General features: G+C 69.0%; 10 protein-coding genes. 3 read left to right on the top strand and 7 right to left on the bottom strand.

Going from position 1 to position 12357, the window contains the following annotated elements:
- Nucleotides 1–65: 65 nt before the first annotated feature.
- Both ACKI2N_RS34365 and ACKI2N_RS34360 read left to right on the top strand, forming a co-directional pair.
- On the top strand, nucleotides 66–1619 hold the full coding sequence (locus tag ACKI2N_RS34365; protein WP_420995711.1) for a class I adenylate-forming enzyme family protein: 1554 nt from the start codon (nucleotides 66–68) through the stop codon (nucleotides 1617–1619).
- A 37-nt stretch (nucleotides 1620–1656) separates the two neighbouring features.
- Entirely contained in the window at nucleotides 1657–2619 is a 963-nt protein-coding gene (locus ACKI2N_RS34360; RefSeq protein ID WP_420995710.1) for a Bug family tripartite tricarboxylate transporter substrate binding protein, read from the top strand.
- A gap of 106 nt (nucleotides 2620–2725) precedes the next feature.
- On the opposite strand, the gene ACKI2N_RS34355 is transcribed toward ACKI2N_RS34360, so the two are convergent.
- The 7 genes from ACKI2N_RS34355 to ACKI2N_RS34325 form a co-directional block, all read right to left on the bottom strand.
- Complete coding sequence (locus ACKI2N_RS34355) at nucleotides 2726–3244, bottom strand: MaoC family dehydratase (RefSeq protein ID WP_420995709.1); 519 nt, start codon at nucleotides 3242–3244, stop codon at nucleotides 2726–2728.
- Nucleotides 3245–3308: 64 nt separating this feature from the next.
- Nucleotides 3309–4292 carry a Bug family tripartite tricarboxylate transporter substrate binding protein gene (locus ACKI2N_RS34350; protein ID WP_420995708.1) on the bottom strand — a complete coding sequence of 328 codons (984 nt, stop codon included), beginning with the start codon at nucleotides 4290–4292 and terminating at the stop codon, nucleotides 3309–3311.
- 96 nt (nucleotides 4293–4388) lie between these two features.
- On the bottom strand, nucleotides 4389–5243 hold the full coding sequence (locus tag ACKI2N_RS34345; protein WP_420995707.1) for an FAS1-like dehydratase domain-containing protein: 855 nt from the start codon (nucleotides 5241–5243) through the stop codon (nucleotides 4389–4391).
- Nucleotides 5240–6115, bottom strand: a complete 876-nt coding sequence (locus tag ACKI2N_RS34340) for an HpcH/HpaI aldolase/citrate lyase family protein (protein WP_420995706.1) — start codon at nucleotides 6113–6115, stop codon at nucleotides 5240–5242. Before ACKI2N_RS34340 ends, ACKI2N_RS34345 begins: the two co-directional genes overlap by 4 nt.
- Nucleotides 6116–6140: 25 nt before the next feature.
- Nucleotides 6141–7526, bottom strand: a complete 1386-nt coding sequence (locus ACKI2N_RS34335; RefSeq protein ID WP_420995705.1) for an MmgE/PrpD family protein — start codon at nucleotides 7524–7526, stop codon at nucleotides 6141–6143.
- Nucleotides 7527–8514: 988 nt separating this feature from the next.
- A complete protein-coding gene (locus ACKI2N_RS34330) occupies nucleotides 8515–9714 on the bottom strand; it encodes a CaiB/BaiF CoA transferase family protein (protein ID WP_420995704.1) in 1200 nt (399 codons plus the stop codon).
- A gap of 11 nt (nucleotides 9715–9725) precedes the next feature.
- Entirely contained in the window at nucleotides 9726–10895 is a 1170-nt protein-coding gene (locus ACKI2N_RS34325) for an acyl-CoA dehydrogenase family protein (RefSeq protein ID WP_020206536.1), read from the bottom strand.
- 442 nt (nucleotides 10896–11337) lie between these two features.
- Between ACKI2N_RS34325 and ACKI2N_RS34320 the strand changes: the two genes are divergently transcribed.
- Entirely contained in the window at nucleotides 11338–12339 is a 1002-nt protein-coding gene (locus tag ACKI2N_RS34320; protein ID WP_420995816.1) for a tripartite tricarboxylate transporter substrate-binding protein, read from the top strand.
- Nucleotides 12340–12357: the final 18 nt, after the last annotated feature.

Raw genomic sequence — 12357 nt, 5'->3', positions numbered from 1 at the left:
TCCGTCGCCGGCGCCTGGCGCCGGCTTCCTTTCGTCAGCGTCATCCGCATTACATCGCCCGCATCATGTCCTCCTTCCGCCCTGAGTTCATCCACGACATCCCCAAGCACTGGGCCGAGCGCTCGCCCGACGCACCGTGCCTGCACGAGAGCGGCGGCATCGTGAGCTACGGCGCGCTGTGGCGGCGCATTACCGCCGCGCGCGACTGGCTGGCGGCGCAGGGCGTGGGCCAGGGCGACCGCGTGATGGTGGTGGGCGAGAACTGCACCGAGATGGTGGCGATGCTGTTTGCCTGCAGCGCGCTGCACGCATGGCCGATCCAGGTCAACGCGCGGCTCTCGCCGCGCGAGATCGACGGCATCCGTGCGCATGCGGAACCGCTGCTGACGTTCTTCACCAGCCATGTGTCCGACGTGGCCGCCGCGCATGCGGCCCGCCTCGGCGCGCAGCCGTCGGACTGCGCCGCGCTCGACCCGAACTTCGCGGTGCTGCGCGCGGCGCACGCGCCACCGCGCGTGGATGCCGCCGAGGCGCGCGACGTCGCCACGCTGATCTATACCTCCGGCACCACCGGCGCGCCCAAGGGCGTGATGGTGCCGCATGCCGGCCTGGCGGTGTTCGCGCGCATCTCCGCCACCTCGCGCGACCTCGGCCCGGACGACATCGCCTACGGCGCGCTGCCGCTGTCGCACATCTTCGGCATCGCCACCGTGCTGATGGCCACGCTCTATGCCGGCGCCAGCCTGGTGATGCGCCCGCGCTTCGACGCGGCCGACGTGTTCGCCGCGCTGCGCGCGCCCGGCCTCACCATGCTGCAGGGCGTGCCGACCATGTTCACGCGCATCATGGCGCTGGCGCGCGAGATGACCGCGCAGACCGGCCAGGACGGCGCCGCCGCGTTCCCGCGCCTGCGCTACCTGTACACCGGCGGCGCGCCGCTGGACCCCACGCTCAAGCGCGACACCGAAGCGTGGTTCGGCCAGCCGCTGCACCACGGCTACGGCATCACCGAATACGCCGGCTCGCTGTTCATCACGCGCAAGGACGCGCCGCGCGCGGACTGCTCGGCCGGCTACATCGTCGAAGGCGTGGAGATCGCCATCACCGGCGAGCAGGGCCAGCCGATGCCGCCCGGCGAGCGCGGCCAGATCCGTGTGCGCGGCCCCGGCGTGATGCGCGGCTACTTCCGCAATGCCGGGCAGACCGCCGAGGCGCTGCTGCCCGGCGGCTGGCTCAACACCGGCGACCTGGGCTATCTCGACGCCGACGGCGCGCTGTTCATCGTCGGCCGCTCGAAGGACCTGATCATCCGTTCTGGCTTCAACGTCTATCCGATCGAAGTGGAATCCGTCATCAACGCCTTCCCCGGCGTGCGCCAGTCCGCCGTGGTGGGCCGCGCGGCCGCGGACGGCAACGAGGAAGTGGTGGCCTTCGTCGAGACGCAGCCCGGCGCCACGCTCGACGTGCCCGCGCTGCAGGCCTACCTGCGCGAAAGCCTGGCGCCGTACAAGCGTCCCGCGCAGGTGCGCGTGATCGAGACCATTCCCACCACCGCCAGCGGCAAGCTGCTCAAGCAGCCGCTGCGCGCCCTGGTGGACGGCAATGCGGTGGCGGCCTGAGCGCGCCCCGGCACAAACACGACAAGGAGGAGACACGATGAAACGATGGATGATGGCCGGCCTGCTGCTGGCCGCGGCGCACGGCGCCGCCTGGGCCGACGCTTACCCGTCGCGCCCGGTCAAGCTGATGGTGGGCTACGCGCCCGGCGGTCCGGTCGACACTGCCGCGCGCATCTATGCCGATTACCTCGGCCGCGTGCTCAGGCAGCCCGTGGTGGTGGACAACCGCGCCGGCGCCAGCGGCGCCATCGCCGCCGACCTGACCTCGAAGTCCGCGCCGGACGGCTACACGCTGTATTTCGTGGCCAGCCCGACCATGACCATGACGCCGCTGATCCAGAAGTCGGTGAACTTCAACCCGACCAAGGACTTCAGCTACATCGGCCTGATCACCGACTACACCAACGTCCTGCTCATCAACAAGGAATTCCCCGCCAAGGACGTGGGCGAACTGGTGGACTACGCCCGCAAGCATCCCGAAGGCGTCAGCTTCGGCTCGGCCGGCGTGGGCGCCTCCAACCACCTGTCGGCGGAGCTGCTGGCGCAGATGGGCGGCGTGAAGATGCTGCACGTGCCGTACAAGGGCAACTCGCCGGCGATGGCGGACGTGGTCGGCGGCAAGGTGACCTTCATGTTCGACATCACCGGCACCGCCATCGGCCACATCCAGGGCGGCAAGGTGCGCGCGCTGGCGGTCACCTCGAAGAGCCGCAACGCCGCGCTGCCGAATGTGCCGACCATGATCGAGTCCGGCCTGAAGAACTACGACGTCACCGGCTGGTACGCGCTGGTGGGCCCGCCCAGGCTGCCCGCCGAGGTGGTGGACAAGCTGGTGAAGGCGCAGAAGGCGATCGGCGACGATCCCGCCTTCCGGCAACGGATGACGCAGGGCGGCTACGACCTCAACATCACGGGGCCGAAGCCGCTGTCGGACCGCATCCAGAAGGAGCTGGCCTTGTGGGGCGGGGTGGTGAAGACGGCCAACATCCAGGTGGAGTGAGGATGCGCCGAACGTGCATCTTGCTTGAAAACAACGGCCCCGAGGGGCCGTTGTTTTCTTGGCCGCCGCAGTTTGCCATGCGGCGGTCACCCGTTGCAGCGCATCGTCAAGCCGCCGGCATGCGCTTGCGCAACAGGTAGCGCTGCACGCCGTCCAGCACCAGCACGCCGTGCTGGTTGTGCACGGTGGACTGCAGCGTGAGCACGCCCGTGGTGCGGCCGGGCGCCAGTCCGGTGACCTCCAGCGCGCAGTACAAGGTGTCCCCGGCGAACACCGGATGCAGGAAGCGGCTGCTCTGGTCGAGGAAGCCCTTGAGCGATTCTTCCACCATATGCGGGAACAGCCCGGCGCCGGCCGCGGTCTGGATCAGCACCTGGTAGCCGTGCGCCAGCATGTGCGGCATGCCATGCGCGCGGCAGTACTCGGCGTCGTAGTGCACCGGGTGGTTGTCGCCGCTGGCGAGCTGAAAGGCGGCGAACAGGGCTTCGGTCATGGTGCGCGAAGGCAGCACGAAGCGTTCGCCCACGGCGAAGTCCTCGAAATAACGCTGCTCGCACATGCGGTGGCTGCGCGGGTCGAAGGCGGCGCCGGTGGCGGCGGAGCTGGTCGATGGCTGGATGGTCATGGTTTGCGTCTGAAGTGAAAGGGATGGCGGGGAGATGCCGGTGGGCGGCGGGACCCGGCGCGGCTCAGTCCGCCTTGATGCCCAGCCGCCGCACCAGCGTCTTCTCCCGTGCGATCTGTTGCATGGCATAGCGGGTGTAGCCGGCACTGTCCAGGTACATCAGGTCCTGGTCATGCAGCTTGAGCGCGGCGAGGTGCTGCGGGTCTTCGGCGGCGCGCCTGAGCGCGGCTTCCAGGATGCGCACCACATGCGGCTCCATGTTCTTCGGCCCGGCCACGCCGTACGGCGAATTGGAGACGATGTCGTAGCCGAGTTCGCGCAGCGTGGGCGCATCGGGCCAGCGCGGCGAGCGCTGCGCGGTCCACAGGTTGAGCCAGCGCAGCTTGCCGGCGTCCACCAGCGTGCCGGCCGAACTGCCTGCCGCGCACAGTTGCACGTGGTTGCCCATCAGCGAGTTGAGGCAGTCGGCGTCGCCTTTGAACGGCACGTGGTTGACGGTCAGGTTCTCCTTGCCGGCCAGTTCCATCATGGTGAGGTGCGGCGAAGTGAACTGGCCCGGCGAGCCGTAGCTGACCATGCCGGGGCGGGCGCGCGCGGCGGCGAGGAAGTCATGCCAGCCCTGCCACGGCGAATCGGCGCGCACCACCGCGCCGAAGGTGTAGCCGGTGATGCGCGCGAGATAGGTGAAATCGGTGGCAGGATCGAACGGCGTCTTCTGGATGAAGGGCTGGCGAAATACCGAGATCGGCATGACGGCGAGCGTGTAGCCGTCGGGCCGCGCGCGCGTCAGGGCCGTCGCGCCCATGGTGCCCGCCACGCCGGGCTTGTTCTCCACCACCACACTCTGGCCCAGCGCCCGCTGCAGCGCCACGGCGAACTGGCGCGCCACCACGTCGGTGGTGCCGCCCGCCGCGTAGGGCACGATCAGCGTGAGCGGCCGCGCGGGATAGGGCGGTTCGGCCTGCGCGGACGTGGCGCAGAGCAGGGCGATGGCGCCGCGGGCGGCGAGGTGCCGGACGAACCGTCCGGCCTTTCGGGATGCATGCATAGGAAGTCTCCATTGGTTGTGGTTCCCCGCTGATCCCGATGTCGTATTGGTATGCCGTCCTGCTTCGTTTGACCGCCCGCCTGCCGCGGGTTCCCGTCAGCCCTCCACCTCGGCCCATGCCTCCATCGACTGGCCGCCGGCATCGTCGCCGGTCCACAGCACGAGCTTGCCTGGCGTGGCGGCATCGGGCGCGCCGCCCACCGTCACGGTGTCGTGGTGGAACAGCGGCGCCAGCCCGCGGAAGCCGAAGCGGCGCACGCTGGCGGCCGGCATCTCGCGCGCCAGCAGGTCGAGCGTGAGCACGGCCTGCAGCGGGCCGTGCACCACCAGCCCGGGATAGCCTTCCACGTCGCGCACGTAGTCGTGGTCGTAGTGAATGCGGTGGCCGTTGAAGGTCAGCGCCGAGAAGCGGAACAGCATGACCGGGTCGGCGCGCAGCTGGCGCCGCCAGGTTGCCTCATGCGCCAGGCGCGGGCGCGGCGGCAGCGCCTGGCCGGGCTCGGGCATGGCGCGGTAGACCAGGTCGTGCCGTTCGTTCAGCGCGGTCTCGCCGCCCACGGTCAGCACGTGTTCCACGGTGACGAACCACAGCTCGCCGCTGCGGCCGGTCTTGTACTCGACGTTGCGCACGGTGGAGGTGCGCGTGACGGTATCGCCCACGCGCAGCGGGCGCCGGAATTCCAGTTCGCCGCCGGCCCACATGCGGCGCGGCAGCGGCACCGGCGGCATGAAGCCGCCCAGCGCGGGATGGCCGTCCTGGCCGAGTTCGCGCTGCGGCGCGCGCGGCAGGAAGTAGAGCCAGTGCCACAGCGGCGGCAGCGGGCCGCGCACGAGCGCGTCGCCATCGAGGTCGAGCGTGGCGGCCAGGCCGATCACGGGTTCGGGTGAAAGGGTCTCGGTGCGGCTTTCGCTGCGGCCGATCCAGGTGCGCAGGTGTTCGAGCTGGGTCATGACGGATTCGCTGGCTGGGCTGCGGGGTGGCCGGCGAGCGCGAGCAGGCGCCGGGCTTGTTCGATGACGGGGCGGTCGACCATCTTGCCGTCGACCTGCACCGCGTGGCTGCCGCTGGCGGTGGCGGCCAGCACGCGCCGCGCCCAGTCGAGCTGCTGCGCGGTGGGCAGGAAGCCCGCGCGCACCGCGGCGAGCTGGGCAGGGTGGATGCACAGCTTGGCGGCGAAGCCGAGCGCGCGCGCGTGGGCCACGTCGTCGGCCAGCACCGCTTCGTCCTTGAGCGCGGTGGTGACGCCGTCCACGGGCGGCGGCAGGTTGCCCACGCGCGAGGCCAGCACGATGCGCGAGCGCGCCATCAGCAGCGCCTCGCGGGTGTGCGCGCAGCCCAGGTCCACGGCGAAGTCGAGCGAGCCGAAGGCCAGGCGCGACACGCCCGGCGCGGCGGCCACCGCATCGATATCGTGCAGGCCGCGCGCGCTTTCGACGATGGCCACCATGCGGCCCTGCGGGTTGACCTGGGCCAGCGCCTGGGCGATCTCGCCGAGCGCGACCGGGTCTTCCGCCTTGGGTACCAGCAGGCCGGCCAGCGGCGCGTCGGGCGGCAGCGAGCGCAGCCAGTCCATGTCGGCCGCGAAGGCGGGCGAGCTGGTGTCGTTGATGCGCACGTAGGCTTGCGCGTGCGCGCCGCGCTCGCGCAGCCACGCGGCGATGGCGCCGCGGGCGGCCGGCTTGGCGTCCGGATGCACGGCATCCTCGAGATCGAGGATCAGGGCATCGGGCGCGGCCGCGGCGGCCTTGTCGAAGCGCTCGGGCCGGTCGCCCGGCACGAACAGGTAGGTGATGGCGGTGGAAGCCGCGCAGACTGAGGACATTGGCATTTCTCGCAAAGACGGGGAATCAGCGCGCCAGGGGCAGCCAGCCGTCGACGTCCGGCTGCTTTTCCAGCGCCCACACGCGCGCGATGATGGCGCGCATCTCGGCCTCGCTGCCGCCGCGGCGGAAGGCGCCGAGCTGCACGGCCTTGGCTTCGAGCTCCGGGCGCGACAGCGTGTTGCCGGGATCGCCCTTGGGGACATCCACGCGCGCGCCCAGCGTGCGGCCGTCGGTGGTGCGGACCGTGACGCGGCCGATCCACTGGCGCGGATAGGCCGCGTTGATCTCGTCGTCGAGTTCCATCTCCACCTTGTCGCGGAAGGCCGCCACCTGCGCGTCCTGCAATGCGTGGTCCTCGAACTCGCCGAGGCCGGCATGCGCATGCAGCGCCACCAGGCCGAGCACGGTGCCCATCGAGAACTTCGCCTGATGAATGGTCTTGGGATCGGTCACCGGGCCGAGCACGTCGATCGCGCCCTGGTGCACGTGCGCGGTCACCGCGGCGATCTGGTCCGCGCGGATCTGCTCGCGCAGCATCAGCGCCTTGAGCGCGTCGGCCGCTGGGTGCGTGTGGCGGCACGAGGCGAAGAACTTGAACGAGGTTTCGGCTGTGGCCCAGCGCGTGCCCAGGCCGTCGGTCAGCGCGGCCGGGCTGGCGTCGCTCGACATGCCCGCGGCCATGCCCTGCGCGCCTTCCAGGATGCGCTTCGCGCCGGTAAAGCCCGCGCGCGCGATCCACGCCGACATCAGGCCGTCCGCCGCCGCCTTGGCCGTGTGCAGCTGCTTGGAATCCGCCGCGTCGCGCAGGAATTCCCACAGGCCGGCGGCCTGCGTGCCGGCCGAGCCCAGCGCCTGGTTGATGCCCTCCGCGTCCATGCCGTACAGCTTGGCCACCGCGGCCGCGGCGGCCAGCGTGCCGACCGTGCCGGTGGTATGGAACACGCGGTAGTGCGAGCGGCCCATGAACTCGCCGATGCGGATGCCGGCCTCGTAGCCGGCGATGGAGGCCAGCAGCACCTCGGCGCCGCTCTTGCCCTCGGCCTGCGCGGCGGCGATCACCGCGGGAAACACCACGGCGGCGGGGTGCAGCACCGAGCCGTTATGGACGTCGTCCTGTTCCACCACGTGGGAGGAGGCGCCGTTGATCAGCGCGGCGAAATAAGGCGAGGTGCGGCGGCGGTCGACCAGGACTTCGGACGGGCCCTGCTGCGGGCCCATCGCCGCGACGAATTCCTGCAGCTTGCGTACCGCGGGGGCATCCTTGCCGGCGATGGCGGAGGCGATCCAGTCCAGGAAGAGGTCTTTGGTTTTTTCTATGACTTCCTGGGGGATGTCTTCGAGTTTGAGTTTGGCGAGGAAGTCGCAGAGTTGGCGGGTAGGGTAGGTTTGGGTGTTGGGTTGTTGGGTCATTTTTCTTGCTCTGGGTTGTTTGGGCTGTTCGTTCTTGGATGGTTTTTTTGCTTCAAGGTCAGGAGTTCTTTAGGCTTAGGGTCAAAGGCCACTTCAAAGTCAACGGCTGAACGTCAACTTCAAAGTCAAAGGCTTTCGCTCCCCCGGAGCGACCTACTTTCTTTTTTCCGAAAAGAAAGTAGGCAAAGAAAGCGGACTGCCTGGCCGGCAGGGGCAGAAACGTTGGGGTTTCTGGTTGTTGGTGGTTTCGTGGTGGGGCCTGTGGTTCTGCTGGCATCCTGCCGTTACCGGTGCGATCCGCCACGATCTTGCTGACGGCAGTGGTCTCGGGGTGAGACCTATGATGGCGAGCGCACTGCTTGTTCTGCCATCTGCTGTTACCGGTTTTGGCGGTCAAGGCGTAGCATCGGCACTGGTTTCGTGGTGGGCGTAGTGGACCCAGCGCGAGTGGCAGGGGTTTCGGTGAGCGCTGAGCGCTCTCGTGTCCGGCACTGCGCTCAAACAGTGGCCACCGCGCCCACCACGAAACCAATACCGCCCCTACGACGCGCCCATCCGACCCGGTCGCGGCAGCAGCCCGAAGGGCCTGGGCCTACGCCATCATGCAGCGCCACCACGAATCGAACACCACCCGAGAGAGAGTGGCCACCAAAACCGGTACCGGCAGAAACCCAGCAGAACCACCGCCCCCACCACGAAACCACCGACAATCAGCAACCCTGTTCGGCTCTGCCCCTGCCGGCCAGGCAGCCCGCTTTCTTTGCCTACTTTCTTTTCGGGGAAAAGAAAGCAGGTCGCTCCGGGGGAGCGAAAGCCTTTGACTTTGAAGTTGACTTTGACGTTCAGCCGTTGACTGTGAAGTTAAAGCCTTTAAAACATTTAAAGCCTTTAAAGCCATTGACTTTGAAGCCAAACAGTGCAAATGACCCACTCACAAAGCCCAAGCCGCCAGGCCCACAGCCACAAGCGCACCTCCAAAACCCCAAAACTAAACCACCTTCCCTTCCCTCAACTCCCCAATCCTCCCCTCCGAATACCCCAATTCAGCAAGAATAGCCCCACTATGCGCGCCCAGCGCCGGCACATCCCCCATCACCGGCTCGACGCCGGAGAGATTGGCCGGCGGCAGCAGCGCCCCGATCATGCCGCCGGGGCTGTTCACTTCCCGCCAGCGGCCGCGCGCGGCAAGCTGCGGATGGTTCCAGACCGCCTCGATGTCGTTCATCGGCGCGTTGGCGATCTGTGCCGCGTCGAGCAGTGCTTCCACCTCGGCCACCGTCATCGGCGCGAAGCGTGCCTCGATCAGCGCGGTCAGCTCGGCGCGGTTCTTCACGCGGCCGGAGTTGGAAGAGAAGCGCTCGTCCTTGAGCAGGCCGGGCTGGTCCAGTACCTTCTCGCAGAAGGCCTGCCATTCGCGTTCGTTCTGCAGGCCGAAGATCACGCTGCCGCCGTCGCCGGTGCGGTGCACGCCGTAGGGCGCGATGGCCGGGTGCGAGGCGCCGAAGCGCGCCGGCGCCTTGCCGCCGTAGTGGCCGAAGTACAGCGCGTAGTTCATCCACTCGGTGAGCGCCTCCAGCATGGTCACCTCCACGCGCAGGCCGGCGCCCGTGCGACCGCGCTGCAGCAGCGCGGAGAGGATGCCGGTGTAGGCGTACATGCCGGCGGCGATGTCGGCGATGGAGATGCCGGCGCGCGAGGGTTCGTCGGCGCTGCCGGTGATGCCGATCAGGCCGGCGGCGGCCTGGATCAGCAGGTCGTAGGCCTTCTTGTCGCGGTAGGGGCCGGCATCGCCGTAGCCGGAGATGTCGCAGACGATCAGCTTGCCATAGCGCTGGTGCAGGGTGTCGAAGTCCAGCCCCATGCGCGCGGCGGCGCCGGGGGCGAGGTTCTGCACCAGCACGTCGGCGTCGGCCAGCAGGCGGTGCAGCACGGCCTGCGCTTCTTCGTGCTTGAGGTCGAGCGTGAGGCTTTCCTTGCCGCGGTTGAGCCAGACGAAGTGCGAGGCCTGGCCGTTGACGGTTTCGTCGTAGCCGCGCGCGAAGTCGCCCACGCCGGGGCGCTCCACCTTGATCACGCGGGCGCCGAGGTCGGCCAGCTGGCGCGTGGCGAACGGCGCGGCCACGGCGTGCTCGAGCGAGACCACGCGGATGCCGTCGAGCGGGCGGATGCCCTGGTGCGAAGCGAACATGTGCGCGGCCCTCAGAACGAACGCGGCAGCTCGAGCACGTGCTCGGCCACGTAGGACAGGATCAGGTTGGTCGAGATCGGCGCCACCTGGTACAGGCGCGTCTCGCGGAACTTGCGCTCGATGTCGTACTCGGCGGCGAAGCCGAAGCCGCCGTGCGTCTGCAGGCAGACGTTGGCCGCTTCCCACGAAGCATCGGCGGCCAGCAGCTTGGAGATGTTGGCTTCCTTGCCGCAGGCCTTGCCGGCGTCGAACAGCGCGGCGGCCTTGTAGCGCATCAGGCTGGCGGCCTCCACGTTGACGTAGGCGCGCGCGATCGGGAACTGCACGCCCTGGTTCTGGCCGATCGGGCGGTCGAACACGATGCGGTCGCGCGCGTAGTTGCTGGCGCGCTCGATGAACCAGTAGCCGTCGCCGATGCATTCCGCGGCGATCAGGATGCGCTCGGCGTTGAGGCCGTCGAGGATGTACTTGAGGCCCTTGCCTTCCTCGCCGATCAGGTTCTCGGCCGGCACTTCCAGGTTGTCGAAGAACAGCTCGTTGGTCTCGTGGTTGACCATGTTGCGGATCGGGCGCACGGTCAGCCCCTTGCCGATGGCCTCGCGCAGGTCCACCACGAACACCGACAGGCCTTCGGACTTGCGCTTGACCTGGTCCAGCGGCGTGGTGCGCGCCAGCAGCAGCATCAGGTCGGAGTGCTGCACGCGCGAGATCCACACCTTCTGGCCGTTGATGACGTAGCGGTCGCCCTTCTTCTCGGCCGTGGTCTTGAGCTTGGTGGTGTCGGTGCCGGTGGTCGGCTCGGTCACGGCCATCGACTGCATGCGCAGCTCGCCCGAGGCGATGCCGGGCAGCCAGCGCTGCTTCTGCTCGGCCGAGCCGTGGCGCAGCAGGCAGCCCATCACGTACATCTGGCCGTGGCAGGCGCCGGAGTTGCCGCCGGTGCGGTTGATTTCCTCCATGATGACCGACGCCGCGGTCAGCGGCAGGCCGGAGCCGCCGTATTCCTCCGGGATCAGCGCCGACAGCCAGCCGGCCTTGGTCAATGCCTGCACGAACTCCTCGGGGAAGGCGTTCTGCTCTTCCACGCGCTGCCAGTAGGCGGAGTCGAAGCCCGTGCATAGCGCACGCACGGCTTCGCGGATGTCGGGATACGGCTGGTCGTGCGTCTGTTCTGCGAACATGAAAAATGCCCCGTTATCGGATTTAGCTTGCGGCCATTATTCCCGAGCCCCCTTGCCGCCGTAATTCGGATTTGCGAAAGAGCGGCTTAGCGCGCCCGGAAGCGCTCCCCGGAAGCGCCTCCCGGAAGGCGGCGCGCGGCATCGGCGCGGGAGCCGGGTCAGGTGAGGCCGGCGCCACCCCTCGCGCGACGCCGGTCCCTGGCGATCCTTCGGGGCGGCTTTGCCCACCCTTAGGGAAATCCGTATTGCGCCCCGTGCCGCTTTGCCGCCACGCTTGCGGCACAAACAGAAAGCGCCGCGCGGCCGCCCCCCGGACCGGCGCGGCCAGAGACCGGGGCCGGCAGAACCGGCCGGATACCTCAACGTGACGGAGACAAAGACAATGGCAGGCTACCAGGCACACGGAAAGCGGCACGGGCCGGAAATCGCGGGCAACGCAGGGATGACGGCGGGGCGGGCGCCCTGGCGCCGGATGGCGCTCGCCGCGCTGGGCACGGCGGCGGCGCTGGCGCTGCCGTCCGGGGCGCGCGCCGCCGACGCCTACCCGGCCAAGCCGATCACGATGGTGGTGCCGTTCGCCGCGGGCGGCCCGACCGATGTGGTGGCGCGCACGCTGGCCGCGGCCATGTCGAAGAACCTGGGCCAGAGCGTGGTGGTGGAAAACCGGCTCGGCGCCGGCGGCACCGTTTCCGCCGCCTACGTGGCCAAGGCCGCGCCGGATGGCTACACCATCCTGATCCACCACAACGGCATGGCCACCGCGCCGGCGCTGTACAGCAAGCTGCCGTACAAGCCGCTGACGGATTTCAGCTTTGTCGGCCAGGTGGCGGACGTGCCGATGACCCTGCTGGGCCGCCACGACCTGCCGCCCAGGACCTTGCCCGAGCTGGTGGCCTACATCCGCCAGAACCAGGGCAAGCTCAACCTGGCCAATGCCGGCCTCGGCGCGGTGTCGCAGCTGTGCGGCATGTTGTTCCAGAAAGCCATCGGCGTGGACCTGACCGCGATTCCCTACCAGGGCACGGCGCCCGCGCTGACGGCGCTGCTGGGCGGCCAGGTCGACATTCTGTGCGACCAGACCACGCAGACGCTGCCGCATATCAAGGCCGACAAGGTCAAGCTCTACGGCGTCACCACCACGCAGCGCATCAAGGCGCTGCCCAACACCCCGACGCTGTCCGAGGGCGGGCTCAAGGGCTTCGAGGTGAAGGTGTGGCACGGCGTCTACGCCCCGCGCGGCACGCCGCCGGCGGTGATCGACCGGCTCAACGCGGCGATGCGCGCCGGCCTCAAGGACCCGGCCGTGGCCGCTCGCCTGGCCGAGCTGGGCGCGGAGATCGTGCCCGAGGACAAGCAGACCCCGGAGGGCCTGCGCACCTGGCTGCAGTCGGAGATCGAGAAGTGGTCGCCCATCATCAAGGCGGCCGGCGTGCAGGCGGACTGAGCCGCGGGGGAAGGGCTC

Source organism: Cupriavidus sp. 30B13, from assembly GCF_049059565.2.
Lineage (GTDB): Bacteria > Pseudomonadota > Gammaproteobacteria > Burkholderiales > Burkholderiaceae > Cupriavidus.
The sequence above is the reverse complement of the archived record's forward strand: the minus strand, read 5'-3'. Positions and strand labels throughout refer to the sequence as shown.

Coding starts and splice junctions, on each gene's coding strand:
- ACKI2N_RS34365 (WP_420995711.1), top strand. CDS start 66: ATGTCCTCCTTCCGCCCTGAGTTCATCCACGACATCCCCAAGCACTGG.
- ACKI2N_RS34360 (WP_420995710.1), top strand. CDS start 1,657: ATGAAACGATGGATGATGGCCGGCCTGCTGCTGGCCGCGGCGCACGGC.
- ACKI2N_RS34355 (WP_420995709.1), bottom strand. CDS start 3,244: ATGACCATCCAGCCATCGACCAGCTCCGCCGCCACCGGCGCCGCCTTC.
- ACKI2N_RS34350 (WP_420995708.1), bottom strand. CDS start 4,292: ATGCATGCATCCCGAAAGGCCGGACGGTTCGTCCGGCACCTCGCCGCC.
- ACKI2N_RS34345 (WP_420995707.1), bottom strand. CDS start 5,243: ATGACCCAGCTCGAACACCTGCGCACCTGGATCGGCCGCAGCGAAAGC.
- ACKI2N_RS34340 (WP_420995706.1), bottom strand. CDS start 6,115: ATGTCCTCAGTCTGCGCGGCTTCCACCGCCATCACCTACCTGTTCGTG.
- ACKI2N_RS34335 (WP_420995705.1), bottom strand. CDS start 7,526: ATGACCCAACAACCCAACACCCAAACCTACCCTACCCGCCAACTCTGC.
- ACKI2N_RS34330 (WP_420995704.1), bottom strand. CDS start 9,714: ATGTTCGCTTCGCACCAGGGCATCCGCCCGCTCGACGGCATCCGCGTG.
- ACKI2N_RS34325 (WP_020206536.1), bottom strand. CDS start 10,895: ATGTTCGCAGAACAGACGCACGACCAGCCGTATCCCGACATCCGCGAA.
- ACKI2N_RS34320 (WP_420995816.1), top strand. CDS start 11,338: ATGACGGCGGGGCGGGCGCCCTGGCGCCGGATGGCGCTCGCCGCGCTG.